We start from the raw sequence: 19,234 nt of genomic DNA, 5'->3' as shown, positions 1-19,234 counted from the left end.
TCCCCCTGTCAAGAGCGTTCAGCGAGTGGGGGTAGGGGCCACTACTGTTCGAAACCTTGTCAAGTTCGTATTATGTAAGGGGCATACATGAAAGGAGGCTGATATGAAGGCGAAGGATTTACTGGCATTTATCCCTGACCAGGACCTTTCTCAGCTGGCGGCCCGGACGCGGGTGGACCACCAGGTCAAGAAGCTCAGCGGGCGGGTGATGTTCCAACTGCTGCTGCTCTCGCTGTTGGAGGGGGGCAAAGCAAGCCTTCGGGTGATGGAGGAGCTCTACTGCTCTATGCAGTTCCGGACCCTGGCCGATGTGGGGCAGGGGCAGACCACACGCTACAACTCCATCCGGGACCGGATCGTGACCATGCGGCCCGACTTCTTCCGGGCCATCTTCGAGCTGCTCTTCGCCCGCTTCAACCGCCTGCTGGGCGAGCAGCATGCGCTCGTGCGCTACGACTCCACCCTGATCGCCGTCTCGGCCCGGCTGGTGGCCTGGAGCATGCGCACGCGTGCGGGCAGCAAGGACAGTGGCCAGCTCAAGTGCACGTTGGCCATGAAAGGCAGCCTGCCCTGCCAGGTGCGCGTGTTCACCAACCGCCAGGCTCTGAGCGAGGACTGCGCCCTGCCCGAGACGATCCTCTCCAGTGAGATCTCCCGCTCGGGCATCGTCGTCTTCGAGCGGGGCGTGCAGTCGCGCAAAGCCCTCAAGGAGCTCGACGAGCGGGGCCGCCTCTTTGTCACGCGCTGCAAGGTGGGCTCCCACTGCCTGGAGCAGGAGCGGCTGGCCGTGGGGCAGCGGCCCGAGGGGATGACCCTCACCGTGCTGAGCGATGCCTGGGTGAGCTTCCGGGAAAAGCCCGGAAGCTACCTCGAAAAGCCCCTGCGCCTGGTCAAGGCCACCCTGGAATCGGGGGAGCAGATCTGCTTTGTCACCAACATCGCCTGGCTGGATGCCTACCAGGTAGCGGCTATCTACCAGGAGCGCTGGCAGATCGAGGTGCTCATCAAGTTCCTCAAGCAGCACCTGCAGCTCGAGCACCTGCTCACCCGGGACGAGAACGGCATTCAGGTCATGCTCTACATGACCCTGATCGTGGCCCTGCTGCTCATCGTCTACCGCAAGCTCAACAAGCTCGACAGCGACCGCCGCGCCAGGCTGCGCTTTGCCCAGGAATTGGACGTGGAAATAGTCAGACAGATCGTGCTGCTCTGCGGAGGGGACCCTGCCAAAATGGAAAAATTCGTCACTTAAGTAGGTTTCGAACAGTAGTGGGCCCTACCCCCAGTAGGCAAAAAGTAGGGCCCGCCCGGCCAGGGCAAGCAATGAAAAGAAACTAGTTGCTATACCTGCAAAAGCCAGCAGCTATACCTGGGCCAGAGGCCCCACTCGAGTGAACACTAGCGAGAACACTCGCGCCAGCAGAACACTGCGAAAGCAGCAAAAACAAAAAGCGCCGCCTCAACCGGGCAGCGCTCTTTCGTTTAAGGTGAGAGTGTAAAATTTTATTTCTGAGCTTTTGGACCTGCAGTAGCAGGCTGCTCTGTCTGGTACTTGCCGTTGAACTTCTCGTAGAGGTACTTCTGCTTGTCGTTCAGGTCGATCTTGCGGCCCTGGATAAAGGCGTGCGTCACATTGTTGGTGCGCATGTCCAGGATATCGCCGGCAGAAACAACGATGGTTGCGTCTTTGCCAACTTCAACAGAACCTACCTGCTGGTCAACACCCAGGATTTTAGCTGTATTGAGGGTGATCGCAGCTAATGCCTGCTCCTTGTCGAGACCGTGGGCTACGGCAGTACCGGCAATGAAAGGCAGGTTACGGATGCCGTGCGTGCTCAGGTCATAGTCCAGCGCGAAAGGAATACCGGCCTGCTGCAACAGGAATGGCGTTTTGTACGGCATGTCCACATCCTCGTCAGAACGCGAAGGCAGGGTATGTACACCGGAGTAGATTACGGCAATGTTGTTAGCTTTCAGGAAATCGGCTACGGCAACTGCGTCGCGGGCACCTACCACCACAATATCCTTCACGCCGTGCTGCTTCACAAAATTCACTCCTTCTATGATCTCCTTACCATAGTTGGCGTGCAGGTATAGCTTTTTGGAACCGTCGAATAAACCTGTCAGCGAGGATAGCTTCAGGTTCTCTCTTTCGTTTTTGGCCTGCGTGTACACCGAAGCGTCTCGCAGCAATTGGCCCAGCTCGACAATGGCCTGCTCGCGGTTCTGGCCCATGCTGGCCATACGCGGGTTAGTTGCCATACCTGTGTTGATGATCATGTTCGGCCAGCTCAAGTGTATACCTATGTCAGCTTTCACAATGGCATCTTCCCAGTTCCAGGCGTCCAGCTGCACAACCGACGACGAACCCGAAATCGTACCGCCCACCGGCGTCACCTGCGTCATCAAAACGCCATTGGCACGTATGGTCGGGGCAATATCAGAGTCGGTATTGTAGGCTACTACAGCGCGCACGTTCGGGTTAAACTGCCCAACTTCACGCATATCCAGCGTAGCACGTACGCTCTCAATCTCGTTCAGACCAAGCTGTGAGTTCGGTTGGATCAGGCCCGGATAAATATGTTGCCCGGCTACATCGATCACTTCGTGCCCATTGCGGTTTGCGCCGCTTAACGGACCTGCGTAGGTGATCTTACCATTGTCGAAACCAACGGCGGCGTTTTCTACCACCTTGCCGTTGCCCACGTGCAGGGTAGCACCTGTGAGCAGTACAGGCTTACTTTGCTTTGCGGCCGGCACCGGCACCTGCGCAAAGGCAGGCACGCTCAGCATAAGAGCCACGAAAGCGGAAATATATCTTGTGTGAATTTTCATCATATTGATTGTTAGATTGCTGCATTGTTAAATTGTTGATTCGCAGTGCGATTTTCACAATTCCCAAACAGCAATTTAGCCATTTAACAATTTAACAATTTAGTAAGCCATGTAGTCCTCTTCCGCGTGGTGTTCTACGTCCTCGCAGTGTACCACAGAGGCACGACGCATTGGCGGGCCCTGAGTTCTGGCACCAGTTGTTTTGGCCTGCAGCATCTTCTGCACCAGGCGCATGCGCTCTCTCTCCAGTTCGGTACGCATTTGCGTGTCACGCTCCAGGTCGTAGTAGGCGATGCCATCCACAAAAGTTTTCTCAGCACGGGCGTAGATTGACAGCGGATGGTTGTTCCATAGCACGACGTCGGCGTCTTTGCCTACTTTAATGCTACCCATGCGGTCGTCCAGGTGCAGGAGTTTGGCCGGGTTCAGGGTTACCATTTTCAGGGCATCCTCTTCGCTCACACCGGCATACTTCACGCTTTTGGCAGCTTCCTGGTTCAGGCGGCGGGCCATTTCAGCATCATCAGAGTTGATAGCCGTAGTCACGCCAAGGTGGTGCATAATACCAGCGTTCTGCGGGATGGCGTCTTTCACCTCCATCTTATAAGCCCACCAGTCAGCAAAGGTAGAACCGCCGGCTCCGTGGTCGCGCATTTTGTCAGCTACTTTATACCCTTCCAGGATGTGGGTAAAGGTGTTCACTTTGAAGCCCATCTGGTCAGCTACTTTGATCATCATGTTGATCTCGGACTGCACGTAAGAGTGGCAGGTAATGTGGCGCTTGCCGTTCAGAATTTCTACCAGTGCCTCGAGTTCAATGTCGCGGCGTGGCTCACCGGCAGCAGCTTTCTGCTTCTTCGATAGTTTGTTGTAGTTCTTCCAGGCCTGCTCGTACTCTTTGGCACGCTGGAAAGCATCTACGTATACCTGCTCCACCCCCATTCTTGTCTGTGGGAAGCGCACGTTGTGTGCAGGCGCGCGGTTGGAATGCTTCACGTTCTCACCCAAAGCGAACTTGATAAAGCCTTCGGCATTTTCCACAAACAGTTCGTCCGGGCTCTTACCCCAACGCAGTTTAATAAGGGCCGACTGACCACCGATCGGGTTGGCAGAGCCGTGCAGCAATTGCGAAGTGGTCACGCCACCAGCCAACTGACGGTAGATATTCGGATCTTCATGGTTGAGCACGTCCATCATGCGTACTTCGGCAGTTACGGCCTGCGTACCTTCGTTCACACCCTGCAGCGCAATGTGCGAGTGCTCGTCGATGATACCAGCTGTTACGTGCTTGCCTGTTCCGTCAATTACGCGGGCACCCGACTCGGTCAGGTTTTTGCCTACTTTCGCGATCTTGCCATTTTTCAACAGCACGTCGGCGTTCTGTAGTACGCCTTCACTCTCGTTGGTCCAAACAGTGGCATTTTTGATCAGCACTGTCTCCTGCTTTGGCAACTCAGCTTGTCCGAAGGCCTGGAACGGATAGATCATGTTACCCAGCTCAATTGCCTGTTTTTCTTTGGCCGCGTCTTTCTTGGCCTTCTCGGTCATGGCTTCAGAGAACTTGGCGTTCCATTTCACCAGTGTTGCGTCCGGTAACTGGCCTTCACCCTGCAGGTTCTTGTCTGCATACCAGCCGCTCAAACGGATGGCCTCTTTGCTTTTCTTGTCTTTGTTGAAGGACAGCGTTACCAGGTTGCCGCTAACAGTGATCTTGCCTGTCACAGTGTCCTGTCCGATTACTTTGAGCTCCGGTTTTTCAGGTGTGCCGGCAATCTGCAGTTTGCGCTCCGGCTGCTGCCCGATCTTCAGGGTATAGATGCCACGGTAATCGGCGGGTACCTCGGTGATCTTGTACTGATTGCCCTGCACCCAGTTCTCCAGAATCACATTGTCTTCGGCAAACAGGTTGCCGCTCGTGATGATGAAGTTGGCCAGTTTACCTTTGTCGAGGCTACCAACGTGCTTGTCGGCTTTCAGAAGTTGAGCCGGCGTAGCGGTTAGCGCTTTCAGGGCTTCCTCTTCTGACAGGCCGTACTCAATGGCTTTGCGCAGGTTTGGCAGGAAGTCTTTTTTGTCTTTAAGGTCAGCTGTGGTGAAAGCGAACGGTATACCTGCTTTTTGCAGTGCTGCCGGGTTGGACGGGGCCATTTCCCAGTGCTTCATCGCATCGAGCGGCACACGGCGGGCATCATACGGGTCCTCCACGTTGTAGGCCTCCGGGAAGTTAAGTGGCACGATGATCGGGGCATTGGTCGCCTTGATCTCTTTGATCATCTGGTATTCGTCGCCACCACCTTTGATGATGTACTGCTTTCTGAACTCGTCTCCTACTTTGTCGGCACGCAGCATGTTCAGTTTGCTGTTCGCTTCGAATATCTGTGGATAGTTGTTAGCACCAGTAAAAGCGGCCAGCGAGATGTTCTGCTCGCGACCCGGGTTCATGTTGTTCCACTGCGCATCCAGGTACGTCTGGCGCAACAGGGCAATCGATCCCATCAGGGAATTCGGGTAATCCTGCGGCGAAGAACCTTTTTCGAACGAAAGTGCAGCAGCTGCTTTGTCCAGCAGGATGACTTCGTTCTCGCGCTTATCAGCCAGTGTTACCAGCGTGGCCGTACCGCGGGCAATACCGTCGCGGTGCACTGCCAGCACGGTCCCGAAGCCCAGCTTGCGCAGTTCCTCCGCCTGTTTTTTGTCTACTTTAAAAAGCTCTACCGCGTTGGTTTCCGGACGAATCGCCTGGTTCCAGTTATAGGCGCCTTGCTTGGTCGATTCTTCCTGCGGTGGCGCTGTCCAGTTGCGGCGGGCGGGCTGCACTTCCGGCAAACCGTAGCTGGTGAACATATCTACCAGGCCCGGATAGATGTGCTTGCCCTTGGCATCCACTACGATAGCGCCGGCAGGCACTTGCACTTTGGTGCCCACGGCCTCTACCTTCCCGTTGCGGATCAGGAGGGTGGCGTTTTCAATTTTGGTTTTGTAATCGGTGTGGATGGTGGCGTTGGTGAGAGCGACCAGTCCGGTGCGCTCGTCATACACGCCATTGCGCGGAAAGGTCTCCTGCGCCATCGCACTGCCTGCTGCTCCCAGGGCGAGACAAGCTGCAATGGTTAAGATTTTTCTCATTGTTCTGTGAAGGTGAAGAAGAGGTTAGTTTAGGTTTAGAACACAATATAGCTATCTTCATTTTAAAAGTCTATGTAAAACGTCATAAAATATCACTCTTCAAATTCAACTTACTTTTTTGAATGCAGAAACACGCCAGACTAATGGCAAAAGAGTCAGTTATAGACCAGAAATGCTGCTTTACGTATGTACTCCTGATATTTTAAGAACCCGTTCCAGAAACACCGTTTGCATGCGCTTATACCTATACCTCATCTCTCTGCTAGTAGCATTACTCATTTTAAACTCTGCCCCTGTGCTGGCGCAGGAACAAACCGTAGAAGACAAAACAGTTGATCCGCCTAAGCCGGACATGCGCAGCGTAAAAGGGCTTATACCTGCGCCCGTTCTCTACTATACCCCCGATACCAAATTAGGCTTTGGTGCTTCGTTATTGGGTTACTTTCGCCTTCGCAGCTATACCGACACCACCTATACCCGCCTCTCGCTGGCCCGCCTGGTGGTGGACTATACTTTGAACAAGCAAACAGACCAATGGCTGTACTGGAATATTTTTACCCGTGAAGAGCGCCTGATGCTGCGTGGCGAACTGCGGCACCGCATTTATACCGATCGTTTTTACGGCCTTGGCAACGATAGCCGCAAAGACGACCGTGAGATCTATGACTATGACATGGTTTCGGCGAAAATAGCAGTGCTCAAAAATGTGGGCTTCCGCAGCTTCCTGGGTCCGGACATTCAGTTTACGGAGTATTATAATGTAAAACTGGAGGAAAACAGTCAGTTGGGTTCGCAGCAGCTACCCGGTTACAGAAAAGGGCGCAATGTGGGCCTGGGCGCTATTTTCCTGATCGACCACCGCAACAACACCGCCTATCCGAGCAAAGGTTTTTACCTGGAGCTTTCGGGTTATCATTTCGGCAAGACCTTCGGCAGCGCCTTCCGCTACAACAACCTTAACTTCGAATTCAACCGCTACTACGGCCTAGGCAATGACCGCGTGCTGGCCACTAACACTATGCTCCGGCTCAACGAGGGCGAAGTGCCGGTGCAGCGCCTGTCCACCGCCGGGGGAGACAAAATCCTGCGCGGCTACGCCCGCAACCGCTTCCACGACGACCACTTTGCCGGCACACAGGCGGAGTATCGCTTTCCGCTGTTCTGGCGTCTGGGTGGAGCGGCCTTTGCAGGTATAGGCGATGTGTTCGACAAACCCAAAGACATCAGCTTTTCGACAGTGAAGTACTCCGTCGGCACTGGCCTGCGCTACGCCATCCGCCCAGACCAGAAACTTAACTCTCGACTGGATATAGGTTACGGCCGCGAAGGTTTTAATATTTATCTGATGATCGGGGAAGCGTTTTAGAATTAGGATTAGGATTGTTGCAAAAGCTCTCCTAACCCTTCCTAAAAACAGGAGTGGGACTTACTGCTATTGCTGCTTTCAGGTATAGGCTTTGTATCTGCGGTTTTTTATGCACTATTGACTTCCCCTCTGCCTCCTTCGAAGGGGGACTTTCCTGCCGTTGCCGGTTTATTAGTAAAAGGTGTTGTAGTTACTGTCACAAACCACTGGCAGGTATAGCAAGACTAACTTGTAGGAGGGCTACGAAGGTATAGCATTCGCCAAGTGCATCTAAATGGCACTCCACTGTTGGGGGTGAATGGGTCCCCCTGTCAAGAGCGTTCAGCGAGTGGGGGTAGGGGGCCTCGATTTGGAGGGTCTTGATTTTTTTTGCTTACTGGGGGTAGGGGCCCGCCGCACAGGCGAAGCTACAAAACAAAACAGCCTTCTATACCTGTAAATAGCAGAGGCTACAATGCTATACCCGGGCTAGAGGCCCCTCTATAACAGAAACGAGCGACGTTGCTCGCACCATAAAGCACTCCCCATCGGCAAGGCAAAAAAATCCCTCTTCCCACTAGCAAAAATAACCTAAACTTCCCTACATTTCTACTGGAAAAGTCCTGCTTTATACCTGCTATAACACAGAACCCACCCCCTCACCCTATACCTTATCAGTTTTATGAAACGACATGCACTTGCCAGCTGCTTGCTAGGATTCTGTTTGCTGCTTGGCACATCTGCCCAAGTGCTGGCGCAGGATCAACAGGCCGATGCTATACCTGACACGACTCCGCCAAAAGCTGAGAAAACACGGGGTCTGATTCCGATTCCGGTGCTCTACTATACCCCCGACACGAAACTCGGATTTGGGGCAGCGCTGCTTGGTTTCTTCAAACTGAAAAACAGCGAAGGCGAGGACTATAGCCGTCTCTCCACCATGCGCCTGATCGTGGACTATACCTTGCGCAAGCAAACCGACCAACTCCTGGATTGGGCTATTTTTACGCGCGATGAAAAATTCCTGCTGCGGGGCGAGCTGCGTCACCGGGTATATACCGACAGGTTTTATGGTATTGGCAATGACACGCCGCTTTCTGATGAGGAGATCTATGAATACGATTATGTGAGCGCCCGAATGGCAGCTTTGAAAAAGGTTGGGGCACGCACTTTCCTGGGGCCTGACTTTCAGATCGCCAACTACTATGATCTCCAACTCAACCCGATTAATGCAGGCAGAGAGAGCCAGCTGCTTACCCAGCAGATTCCGGGTTACCAGGGTGGACTGAACAGCGGACTTGGCCTTGTGTTCCTGCTCGACAGTCGTGACAATGTGGCTTTTGCCAGTAGCGGTACGTACCTCGAAATGTCCGGCTACCGGTTTGGCAGCACCTTCGGTGGTGACTTTGGCTACAACAATTTCAACCTCGACTTCCGGAAGTATTTTCAGCTGAGACCGAACCACATTCTGGCGCATAACACAAGCTTCACCCTCAACAAAGGCGATATACCTGTCATGCGCTTGGCCATGGCCGGGGGCGACCGCATATTGCGTGGCTATGCCAAGAACCGCTACCTGGAAGACAACTTTGCCGGCACGCAGCTGGAGTACCGCTTCCCGCTGTTCTGGCGTTTCGGCATGGCGGCTTTTGCAGGTATAGGCGATGTGTTCGACAAACCCAAAGACGTGCATTTCTCTACGCTCAAATATTCTATCGGAACCGGATTGCGCTATGCACTCAACCCGGAGCAAAAACTCAGCATCCGGGCAGATATCGGGTATGGGCGTGAAGGCATGAACTTTTATGTGATGATCGGGGAGGCTTTTTAACGCGGCTATACCTGCTGCAAGGGCTTACAAATTCTTTATCTGCCTGAATGCGACAAAAGTCACTTACCTAAAGTCATAAAGAAGCGTAAATTTGTCAGCGATCAGCCAAACGCCACTCAAAGCATGTCCAAACTTTTTCCGCTCTCATCTCCCCTACTCCAGAAAACGATCTTCACTGCCTTTGTTCTTCTGATTCTATTTACATCGCTGCTCAATTCGGCCTTGGCTCTGGCGGCCGGATTAGTTGTCGGGCTGCTGTTGAGTAATCCGTTTAAGGCGCATACCGGCAAAATTTCGAAATACCTGTTGCAGGCAGCGGTGGTAGGCTTGGGTTTTGGCATTGACCTGTACCAGGTGGCTGAAACCGGACTGATGGGCATTGTCTATACCTTGGTATCGCTGGCCGCTACCATGCTGATCGGCCTGTTGCTGGGCAAGCTGTTCTATACCCCTGCGCGCCTCACGCACCTGGTTTCGTCTGGCACGGCTATCTGCGGAGGCAGTGCCATTGCAGCGGTGGCGCCGGCCATCAAGGCAAACGATCAGGAAATTTCTATCGCGCTTGGTATTGTGTTTGTTTTGAATGCGGTGGCGCTTTTCATTTTTCCACCCATCGGAATTGCACTCGGACTTTCCCAGGAGCAGTTTGGCATCTGGGCGGCCATTGCTATACACGATACCAGTTCGGTCGTAGGCGCCGCCACCCGCTACGGCGACGAAGCCCTGCAAATTGCCACCACGCTTAAACTCACCCGCGCACTTTGGATCGTGCCACTGGTGCTGGTTTCTGGTTTAATGTTCAAAGACGGAAAAAAGAAACTAAGCATTCCGACCTTCATTCTGCTTTTTGTATTGGCCTCGGTTATCAGCACATTCATACCTGCTGTAGAAGTGGTTTCTCCCACCATTGTGCTACTAGCCAAAAAAGGACTTCTACTCAGCCTTTTTCTGATCGGTGCCAACATTAGCCTGAGTGCTTTGAAAGCGATCAGCACGAAACCTTTCTGGCAGGGCGTTATTTTGTGGCTGATTATTTCGGTGGTTTCACTGGCCATAATCTATGGTTTGGGTTAACCTTGTCATATTATAGACAAAAGCTATCTTACCATAAAATCAATCGATTTGATCTATATAGCACAGGGCTATACTTTTGAGGCAACAATTCAACAGAAACCTCAAAACCCTTCGCTATATGAACACCGAAAACCCAACCCAAAAACTGACCACTGCCTCCGGCAAACCATATTACGAGCACGAAAACAGCATGACTGCCGGTCCACGCGGCCCGATCCTGCTCGAAGACTTTATCCTGCACGAAAAACTGGCGCACTTTAACCGCGAGCGCACCCCGGAGCGCGTGGTGCACGCCAAAGGCACCGGCGCATACGGCACCTTCACAGTTACCCACGACATCACCAGGTATACCAAAGCCAGATTGTTCAGCGAGATCGGCAAAGAAACCCGCGTGTTCCTGCGCTTCTCTACCGTAGGCGGCGAAAAAGGCAGTGCCGACTCTGAGCGCGACCCGCGTGGCTTTGCCGTAAAGTTCTATACCGAAGAAGGCAACTGGGACTTGGTGGGCAACAACACGCCGGTATTCTTCATCAAGGACCCTAAAAAATTCCCGGACTTTATTCATACCCAGAAACGTGATCCGCGCACCAACACCAAGAGCGCCACGATGATGTGGGACTTCTGGTCACTGAACCCGGAAAGTTTGCACCAGGTAATGATTTTGATGAGCGACCGTGGCACGCCGTTTTCTTACCGCCACATGCATGGTTTTGGTAGCCATACCTTCTCGTTCATCAACAAAGACAACGAGCGCTTCTTCGTAAAATTCCATTTCAAGACGCTGCAAGGCATCCAGAACTTCACAGATTCAGAAGCCACCGTGACGAAAGGTATGGACCCGGACCATGCGCAGCGCGATTTGGTAGAAGCCATCGATCGCGGCGACTTCCCGCGCTGGGCACTGAAAGTGCAGATCATGCCGGAAGCCGAGGCCGCAAACTACAAGTGGAATCCGTTTGACCTGACCAAGGTGTGGTCGCAGAAAGACTATCCGCTGATTGATGTGGGCGTGCTGGAGCTGAACGAGGTTCCGGACAACTACTTTGCGCACGTAGAACAGGCCGCTTTTGCACCGGCCCACCTCGTGGATGGCATCGGCTTTTCGCCGGACCGCATGCTGCAGGGCCGCATCCTGTCGTACCCGGACGCGCAGCGCTACCGCATCGGGGCAAATTATGAGCAGATTCCAGTGAACCGTTGTCCGTTTGCTGTAAACAATTACCAGCGCGACGGCGCTATGCGGGTAGATGGCAATGGCGGCAGCGCACCGAATTATTCCCCGAACTCTTTCGACAACATCAAAGCGGATGAAACTTACAAAGAGCCGGCTCAAAACCTGGGCAACAACGTGGTAGCCGACTGGTACGACCGCAACGCCGAAGGCGAGAACGACCACTATACCCAACCGGGTGATTTGTTCCGTTTGATGACGCCGGAGGAAAAGAAAAACACCATCAGCAATATCGTGGGAGCCATGCAAGGTATAGACGGACCGAAGCGGGCAGAGATTATAAACCGTCAGCTGTGTCACTTCTTCCGCGCCGATATTGGTCTCGGACTAGGTATAGCACAAGGCCTGGGCGTTGACGTAAGCGCCCACACAGGCGGTGTGCAGGCCCACTAAGTTGACACGCTATATTGTACTCTGGAAAGCCGGCTCTGTGCCGGCTTTTCTGTTTTGGGGGAGGAACCTAAAGTGGTTTAAAATTGTATTAAAATTTATACATGAATAAATGATCATGTATTGCAATTACCTATTATTCAAACTCCCATGACCGACCTGAAAGTAAGGGTAGATAAGAAAAAGCTGGAACGAACGGCCTATGTCCTCAAATGTGTGGCGCATCCGGTGCGCATCAGCATTATTGATCTACTGGAGCAGGAAGACCAGCTCACCGTGAGTCAGTTACAGGAAGTGCTGGAAATCGAACAGTCGCTCCTCTCGCATCACCTCACCAACATGCGCGACAAAGGTCTGGTGGAAACCCGCCGACAGGGCAAAAATGTGTTTTATTTTCTGACTGACTCCAGCATTTCCAACATCATCGATTGCATCAAAGGCTGCAAACCTGTACAACAAGCTGGTTAGAATACATAGTAAAATGAAATTATTTTCATATACTTACTTTTTAAACCCAACTCCGGTAAGAGCCGGTGCACCAAAAATGCTTGCTTACGTTTACAATAACATTGGTTAACCCGAATTCTCCATGAAACTATTCCTAATGACCATAATGGCAGCCGGTCTGATGAGTTGCAGCAGTCCACAGCAAGGCGACACAAAAGTCAAAACTATTTCAGCCACCGAATACAAAGCCCATCATGAAAAAATCGACAACAAAGAAGTTATGCTGGTTGATGTGCGCACTCCTGCTGAGTTTGAAGCGGGACACCTCGAAAAAACACAGCACACCGACTTCCTGAGCGGGGAGTTTGAAAAAGAAATGCAGCACTGGGACAAAAACAAAACCTATTACCTGTATTGCGCCAGCGGCAACCGCAGCGGAAAAGCGGCCAAAATGATGGAGGAAGCCGGTTTTGAAAACGTATATAACGTTGGTGGTTACCTGGACCTTAAGTCAGCAGGCCTTCCGGTGAAAGAATAAAGTATGCAATCGGGATAGCGGTATAACCGTTAGTTAGTATTTTCACGTACCTTTACATGATTTATCTGATGTCATGTTGTTAAAACAATCCTCTTTTCAAACGTTATATTCTTCGGATTTCTACAAAGTAGAAGTTGATAAGAAGAATGATTTATTGATGGCTGAGTGGCTGCGGGGAGTGACTCAAAGCGAAATGGTTACGGGCGGCACCAAGCTCTATGAGGCCCTTCGTGACACAGGCATTACAAGGGCAGTAGCCAACGCGGAACGGCTAACTTTGCTGGACACCTCTACCAAAGAATGGATGTCGACGAGTTTCTACGAACTGCTCTCCCAAACTTCCCTTCAGAAACTGGCCAGAGTATTGCCAAGCAGCCTTTTCTCCAAACTAGCCCTCGAGGCAGTTGCCACCCGCGCAGAGGCACAAAACATCAACCGGTTTTTATTCAAGAACTTCTCCAACCAAAAGGATGCCCTGATCTGGATTAATCAGTAAGCAACCAAAGCGTGTATACCTCGGTTTATATAGCAAAAGCGCTATACCTGATCCGGAAAAATTTATATCACAAACTTGCAGTATAGGTATACCTTAATGTAACTTGTGGTGCAAAGGAGAAAGGAACAGGGATATGCGCATACTACACACTTCAGACTGGCACCTCGGCCAGCGGCTCGTCAACCTCGAACGAACCGAAGAACATCAGCATTTCCTGGACTGGCTCCTGCAAACCATTGAAACCGAAAAAGTTGACGTGCTCCTGATGGCCGGCGACGTTTTCGACACAGGCGCTCCCTCCAACACTGCCCTCAAGCAATACTATAACTTCCTGACGAAGGTATGTGCCACTTGCTGCCGCCACATCATTATCACGGGCGGTAACCACGACTCGGTTTCCACGCTCAATGCTCCCAAAGAGCTCCTCGATTGCTTTAACATAAAAGTGATAGGCGGCGCTACCGGAGAGTTGTTGGATGAGCTGATCGAACTGCGGGATGAAAGTGGTCAGTTGGAGCTGGTGGTTTGCGCCGTGCCTTTCCTGCGCGATCGCGACATACGCCTATCCATTCCTGGCGAAAACTACGAAGAGCGTGAGCAGCGCATCAAACAAGGTATAGCCGCACACTACGCCGCCTTTGTGCCGCACCTGAAACCCTACAAAACACAAGGTATACCGGTGGTGGCCATGGGCCATTTGTTTGCCGCAGGCGGCTCTGCTTCCGATAGCGAAAAGGAAATTCACGTGGGCAACCTCGGCCAGATCGGTGCCGATCAGTTTCCGAAAGAGTTCGATTATGTGGCGCTCGGTCACCTGCACCGTCCGCAGCAGGTCAACAAGGCGCACCACATCCGCTACTCCGGCTCCCCTATTCCGCTCAGTTTCAGCGAAGTGACTGACAAGAAAGTAGTTTATGTACTGGACTTTGAGAACGGTCAACTCACCGACCTGAAGGAGATGGCTATACCTGTCTGCCGCAAACTGGTGCGCTTTAAAGGTGAACTCGAGGAAGTAAAACAGAAAATAGCCGTTTACGATAACAGCAGCTATACCTTGCCCGCCTGGGCTGAAGTGCAGGTAGAATTGGATGCGCCTATACCTGACCTCAACCAGCAGCTGGAAGAAGTCCTTGACCTCAAGAAAGACGAACTGCAACTGCTGATCCACCGTCCGCCCCTCATCAAAACGGCCCGAAAACCCTTGGAGCAGGAAATGCGCGAAGAAGTGGACCTGCATACCCTGAGCGAAAAAGATGTGTTCCTGAAACGCTGCGAAAGCGCCTTCCCGGAAAGCGATCACACCGAGCTGCGCCATACCTTCGCGGAACTGCTCGAGCTGATGCGGCAGGAGGAAGTATAGTAAACCCAGGCTATTAAAGGAAGCGCTTAAACCACAGCAAGGCTTCTCAATTTTACACTAACGCAAACGGCAACTACCCGCTCCTGTGAAATAATAACTAAAAAAGCATGAAGTCTGTTCTGGAACTAAAACATTGGCAGGTTTTCCTAACCATCATCTTCTTTTCACTCCTCTCCGATATAATCCCGGAAAGCTTTCCAATTCTCCATGCAATCTTTTCACTAATGACCATGTTGGCATTACTGCTTTGGCCACTTTCGCTGGGCTATGAAATGCACCAACTGCTGCCACCTAAAACAAAATTATCTGCTACCCTATTCATCTTGAATGGCTTTTTCATAATAGCTACCTTGAGTGTATCAGCAGTTCTTGGTGAAGAAATAAGCTATAGCGAAAGCGGCTTTAAGGCTATACCTGTTTTGTATGGTATCTTTGCTTTATTACACCTATTTGCTTTTCCTGCCAAAGTACTAAAGTCATTGGAGCTGAACAGAAAAGCGCACTTCAGTGACTATGCAGGCGATTTTTTTCTTTTTCTATTCTGGCCGATCGGTGTTTGGGTGATCCAGCCGAGAGCCAACAAAATCAAAGAGAAAATGGATGTACAAGCGTTACTTGCTGCTTCTGATACTCGGCAAAACTAAATACAACCAACTTTACCGAAAACAAACCCAAGCATTTACCCAAGCCTTTTAGCCCATGAAAATCCTCGCCGTCCGCTTCCTGAACCTCAACTCGCTGAAAGGTGAGCACGAGATCCGTTTCGACCAGAGTCCGCTGGCTGATGCGGGGCTGTTTGCCATTACCGGTCCGACCGGGGCAGGCAAGACAACCATTCTGGATGCAATTACGGTGGGACTGTACGGTATGGCGCACCGGCATAACAACGAGCGTCCGTTGGAGCTGATGACCCGCCATACGGCAGAATGCTTTGCTGAAGTGGAGTTTGAGGCTGCCGGCAAGGTATACCGCTCCAAGTGGCATTTACGTCGCAGCCGGGGCAAGGCAGATGGTAAGATACAGCCCGTGCACATGGAGCTGTACGACTTTGAAAAAGATGAACTGTTCGATCTGAAACCCAGCGAAGTGCCCGCCATGGTAGCCGAGATCTGCGGACTTGACTACAGTCAGTTTCTTCGATCGGTGATGCTGTCGCAGGGCGACTTTGCCCGTTTTCTTAAAGCAAATCCGAACGAGCGCAGCAGTCTGCTCGAAAAGATCACCGACACCGGCATTTACTCCGAAATCTCGAAGTTCGCATTTGAGAAAGCCAAGCAGGAAAGACAGAAATACGAAAGCCTGGAGCAGCTGCTTCAGCACACGCAGCTACTACCCGAAGAACAACGTGCTGCCTACGAAGCCAGCATACAGGAACTCACAACGCAGGAGAGCGCTCTGCAGCAAGACGTGAGCACATTACAGGCAAAAGTACAGTGGCTGCAGCAAGTGGCACAATTGCAGACACGTCAGCAGCAACACCAGCAGGCCTTGGCAGTGCAGGAGCAAAAACTCCAGCAGCTACAACCCGACTTTGTAAAGCTCGAACAGCACCAGCAGGCCCATCAGTTTGTGGGCGAACTGGCCGAGATCCGGAGCGCCAACAGCAAAGTACTTGAAGTACAGGAGCAGCTGCAGACCTTACAAAAACGAGTGCCTACACTGGAAACCGAACTCGAAGCCGCCGGTAAAATCGCGCTGGAGGCCACCAAAGCGTTTCAGCAGCAGGAAGAAGTTATGTTGAAACTGGACCCTGTCCTGACGCAGGTAGTCCGGCTTGATCACCAGCTCAACAGTATTCGTGATGCTTATACCAAAAACAAAAACAGCTACGTCACTTTTGAGCAGCAACTGCAACAGGAAGAGACACAACTGCAGGACAGGCAAGCGGAACTGAAAAAGCTTACACAGGAGGCGACAGGTATAAAAAACTGGCTGGAGCAAAATGCCCGGCTACAGGATCTGAAAGAGCATCTGCCCGAGTTTAAAGCTACGCTGCGCGACCTGCAGGAAGTGGAACAGCGCATCCGGCGTAACCAGCAGGAGCAACAGGAGTTGTCGCAACAGCGGAATCAGGAAGCCAGTCAGCTTACAGCGCTGCAGGACCAGCAGGCAAAGCAACAGATACTACATGAGCAACTGCAGCAGCAGAAAGCCGAAAAGCTAAATACCCTGCAAGGTATACTGGCTGCTAAAAGCATGGAGGAACTAGAGCAGACAGCACAGGTGCAGCCAGCCTTGCTGGCCCGCTACGAGCGTCTGCGTGAACTGGCGCAGCAACATCATGCACAACTGCAAAAACTCCAACTCTCGAACAATCGCCTGACACAGCTGAAGCAGCAATTTCAGGAAACAGATACGACGCTTCAGGAAAATAAAAACAGGTATAGCCAGGCCAGCGAACACCTGGTGACACTCCAGAAACTCGTGCAGTTGCAGCAGCAGATTCAGCAGTACGAGGAGGCCCGCCATACCTTGTCGCAGGACGAGCCTTGTCCGCTTTGCGGTTCCACCCACCACCCTTTTGCGGAGAACGGCTATACCTTCGATCTGCCCGAAGAAGTGCAGAAGCGTGACAAACAGCAGGAACTGGTAAAAGAGTTGGAACAGCGCCTGCAGCAACTACAGGTGCAACGCAACTCCCTGGAACAAAAACAGCAGCTGGAGCAAACAGCCAAAACGGATGCTGAAACGGAACTGCAGCGACTACGCCAAACCTTTGCACAGGTGTCAGCAGGATTGCCACAGGAAACAGGTATAGACAACCTGGAGCAGCTGGCACAGCTACTCCAGCACCAGCAGGAAACAGCCACGGCATTGCAGCAGCAACTGGCGCAGGTCCGGGCGCTTAGCCGTGAACTGGAAGGTATAAACCAGCAGCTGCAGCAGCTTCGCGAAGCACAGGTGCAGGCCAACTCGACTTTTAATCAGTTGCAGGCCTCTGACAAACTGCTGCAAAGCCAGATACAGAAACTGCAGGCGAGCTTATCCGACGAGCAGGAGCAACAACAGGTCCACACCGAAACAGCCGAATCTTTTGCCGCTACATTCGGCTTGCAGTACAAAGCTGAAGAGCGCCACAATCTGGTGCAAAGCTTAGATCAGCAGGCCATTTCCTATACCCAAAAGCAGCAGGCGCTGGAAGGTATGCGGGAGAAATACATTGAACTGCAGCAATTGGTAAAAAACCTGAAAGAAAACCAGGACCAGAAGCAGAAAGAACTGGATGCCCGAAAGCTGGCGTTGAAAGAAGAGCATGAACAGCTGACAGAACTCAAAACCCAGCGCTATACCTTGTTTGGCGACAAAAACCCGGATCAGGAACGCAAATCGGCCAGTGAGGAACTAAGTGCAAGGGCCAGGTATGCCGAAGAAGCCCGTCGTCACCAACTGCAAAAACAGCAGGAGTTACAGGAAGCCCGCAGCCGCCAGAAAGAATGTCAGCAAAACCACCAGCAGAATACCTCGGTGCTGGAAGCGCTGCGACAAGGGCTGCTCCATGTGCTGCACCAGAAAGGCATAGAAACCATTGAGTCCCTGAGCCAGATGCTGCTGCACCGCGACGAAGCCGACCGGCTGGCCAACCTAAAAGCACAAACTGAAAAGCACCTGACTGAACTCCGCAAAAGCCTGAGCGACGTGCGAGAGGAACTGGCAGCACTGGAACAAAAACAGCTGACCGACGAAGGTATAGCGACTCTGCAAGAGCAGCAAGAACACAAAACAGCCCTGCAGCGGGAGCTGATCTCGCAACGGGCACGCCACCAGCAACTACTGGAGCAGGATACCCGACAGCGCGAAAAGAACAGAGAACTAGCCGAACAGCTGAAAACGCAGCAGCAGGTATGCCACCGCTGGAGCCAACTCGCCGACCTGATCGGGTCTTCAGACGGAGCAAAGTTCAGTCGTTTTGCGCAGGGACTCACCCTGGCCCGACTCGTGGAACTGGCAAACCGGCACCTGCTCAAGCTCAACGATCGCTACCGAATCCTCAAGTCGTCTGAAGAGGACCTGGCCTTGCAAATTGTCGACACCTACCAGGCAGAGGCGGTGCGCCCGATGAATACCCTTTCGGGAGGCGAGAGTTTTCTGGTGAGCTTAGCCCTGGCCCTTGGACTTTCTGACCTGGCCGGTCGCCGCACCCAGATCAATTCGCTCTTTATCGACGAAGGCTTCGGCACACTCGATGCGGACACACTCGAGGCCGCCATCTCAACACTGGATAATCTGCATGCAGCTGGTAAAACGATTGGTATCATCTCGCATGTGGAGGCACTTAAAGAGCGCATCAGCACCCAGATTGTAGTTACCAAAAAGGCCGGTGGAGTGAGTTCCGTTCGTGTCGTAGCTTGATTTTTCAGAAACTTTCCACTTCATAACATAGGACTACAACTGCCCGGCCTGGGCGGTTATAGTCCTTTCAGCAAAAGTAGCAGCATTTCATTTCAGAGTAAATTGTATTTTCCCGCCATTGCTTTACATTGCCAAAATCGAATTCGATTTTTTAAACATTAAATTCTTATATTGCTCCCTAATACTGAATCAATTACGGTAATTCAAACTG

13 protein-coding genes are annotated in these 19,234 nt (G+C 52.2%); 11 read left to right on the top strand and 2 right to left on the bottom strand.

What is annotated here, in order from left to right; translation table 11 throughout:
• Positions 1-103 precede the first annotated feature (103 nt).
• Positions 104-1,252, top strand: coding sequence for an IS4 family transposase (locus K3G39_RS08940; protein WP_220625841.1), 1,149 nt, complete (start codon positions 104-106; stop codon positions 1,250-1,252).
• A 251-nt stretch (positions 1,253-1,503) separates the two neighbouring features.
• Here K3G39_RS08940 and K3G39_RS08935 read toward each other — a convergent pair whose 3' ends face one another.
• Together K3G39_RS08935 and K3G39_RS08930 are read right to left on the bottom strand one after the other, a co-directional pair.
• Positions 1,504-2,838 carry an amidohydrolase family protein gene (locus K3G39_RS08935; protein WP_370627241.1) on the bottom strand — a complete coding sequence of 445 codons (1,335 nt, stop codon included), beginning with the start codon at positions 2,836-2,838 and terminating at the stop codon, positions 1,504-1,506.
• A gap of 96 nt (positions 2,839-2,934) precedes the next feature.
• Positions 2,935-5,961 (bottom strand): amidohydrolase family protein, encoded by a 3,027-nt coding sequence (locus K3G39_RS08930; protein WP_220625840.1) that lies wholly within the window; start codon positions 5,959-5,961, stop codon positions 2,935-2,937.
• Positions 5,962-6,193: 232 nt separating this feature from the next.
• Here K3G39_RS08930 and K3G39_RS08925 point away from each other — a divergent pair, with 232 nt between their 5' ends.
• The 10 genes from K3G39_RS08925 (at position 6,194) to K3G39_RS08880 (ending at position 19,023) form a co-directional block, all read left to right on the top strand.
• A complete protein-coding gene (locus K3G39_RS08925) occupies positions 6,194-7,327 on the top strand; it encodes a BamA/TamA family outer membrane protein (RefSeq protein WP_220625839.1) in 1,134 nt (377 codons plus the stop codon).
• A gap of 661 nt (positions 7,328-7,988) precedes the next feature.
• The gene (locus tag K3G39_RS08920; RefSeq protein ID WP_255594173.1) at positions 7,989-9,137 is read left to right on the top strand and encodes a BamA/TamA family outer membrane protein; all 1,149 of its coding nucleotides are present in this window, start codon (positions 7,989-7,991) and stop codon (positions 9,135-9,137) included.
• A 123-nt stretch (positions 9,138-9,260) separates the two neighbouring features.
• A complete protein-coding gene (locus K3G39_RS08915; protein ID WP_220625838.1) occupies positions 9,261-10,211 on the top strand; it encodes a YeiH family protein in 951 nt (316 codons plus the stop codon).
• Positions 10,212-10,329: 118 nt separating this feature from the next.
• A complete protein-coding gene (locus tag K3G39_RS08910; protein ID WP_220625837.1) occupies positions 10,330-11,835 on the top strand; it encodes a catalase in 1,506 nt (501 codons plus the stop codon).
• Positions 11,836-11,982: 147 nt separating this feature from the next.
• Positions 11,983-12,300 (top strand): helix-turn-helix transcriptional regulator, encoded by a 318-nt coding sequence (locus K3G39_RS08905; protein ID WP_220625836.1) that lies wholly within the window; start codon positions 11,983-11,985, stop codon positions 12,298-12,300.
• A 121-nt stretch (positions 12,301-12,421) separates the two neighbouring features.
• Positions 12,422-12,817, top strand: coding sequence for a rhodanese-like domain-containing protein (locus K3G39_RS08900; protein ID WP_255594172.1), 396 nt, complete (start codon positions 12,422-12,424; stop codon positions 12,815-12,817).
• Positions 12,818-12,890: 73 nt separating this feature from the next.
• Entirely contained in the window at positions 12,891-13,313 is a 423-nt protein-coding gene (locus tag K3G39_RS08895) for a hypothetical protein (RefSeq protein ID WP_220625835.1), read from the top strand.
• Between the two features lie 133 nt (positions 13,314-13,446).
• Positions 13,447-14,673, top strand: coding sequence for an exonuclease SbcCD subunit D C-terminal domain-containing protein (locus K3G39_RS08890; RefSeq protein WP_220625834.1), 1,227 nt, complete (start codon positions 13,447-13,449; stop codon positions 14,671-14,673).
• Between the two features lie 107 nt (positions 14,674-14,780).
• Complete coding sequence (locus K3G39_RS08885) at positions 14,781-15,317, top strand: hypothetical protein (RefSeq protein ID WP_220625833.1); 537 nt, start codon at positions 14,781-14,783, stop codon at positions 15,315-15,317.
• Positions 15,318-15,372: 55 nt separating this feature from the next.
• Positions 15,373-19,023, top strand: a complete 3,651-nt coding sequence (locus K3G39_RS08880) for an AAA family ATPase (protein ID WP_220625832.1) — start codon at positions 15,373-15,375, stop codon at positions 19,021-19,023.
• The last annotated feature ends 211 nt before the right edge of the window (positions 19,024-19,234 follow it).

Origin of the sequence: Pontibacter sp. HSC-14F20, from assembly GCF_019599265.1 — a bacterium.
GTDB lineage: Bacteria > Bacteroidota > Bacteroidia > Cytophagales > Hymenobacteraceae > Pontibacter.
The sequence above is the reverse complement of the archived record's forward strand: the minus strand, read 5'-3'. Positions and strand labels throughout refer to the sequence as shown.

Coding starts and splice junctions, on each gene's coding strand:
- K3G39_RS08940 (WP_220625841.1), top strand. CDS start 104: ATGAAGGCGAAGGATTTACTGGCATTTATCCCTGACCAGGACCTTTCT.
- K3G39_RS08935 (WP_370627241.1), bottom strand. CDS start 2,838: ATGATGAAAATTCACACAAGATATATTTCCGCTTTCGTGGCTCTTATG.
- K3G39_RS08930 (WP_220625840.1), bottom strand. CDS start 5,961: ATGAGAAAAATCTTAACCATTGCAGCTTGTCTCGCCCTGGGAGCAGCA.
- K3G39_RS08925 (WP_220625839.1), top strand. CDS start 6,194: ATGCGCTTATACCTATACCTCATCTCTCTGCTAGTAGCATTACTCATT.
- K3G39_RS08920 (WP_255594173.1), top strand. CDS start 7,989: ATGAAACGACATGCACTTGCCAGCTGCTTGCTAGGATTCTGTTTGCTG.
- K3G39_RS08915 (WP_220625838.1), top strand. CDS start 9,261: ATGTCCAAACTTTTTCCGCTCTCATCTCCCCTACTCCAGAAAACGATC.
- K3G39_RS08910 (WP_220625837.1), top strand. CDS start 10,330: ATGAACACCGAAAACCCAACCCAAAAACTGACCACTGCCTCCGGCAAA.
- K3G39_RS08905 (WP_220625836.1), top strand. CDS start 11,983: ATGACCGACCTGAAAGTAAGGGTAGATAAGAAAAAGCTGGAACGAACG.
- K3G39_RS08900 (WP_255594172.1), top strand. CDS start 12,422: ATGAAACTATTCCTAATGACCATAATGGCAGCCGGTCTGATGAGTTGC.
- K3G39_RS08895 (WP_220625835.1), top strand. CDS start 12,891: ATGTTGTTAAAACAATCCTCTTTTCAAACGTTATATTCTTCGGATTTC.
- K3G39_RS08890 (WP_220625834.1), top strand. CDS start 13,447: ATGCGCATACTACACACTTCAGACTGGCACCTCGGCCAGCGGCTCGTC.
- K3G39_RS08885 (WP_220625833.1), top strand. CDS start 14,781: ATGAAGTCTGTTCTGGAACTAAAACATTGGCAGGTTTTCCTAACCATC.
- K3G39_RS08880 (WP_220625832.1), top strand. CDS start 15,373: ATGAAAATCCTCGCCGTCCGCTTCCTGAACCTCAACTCGCTGAAAGGT.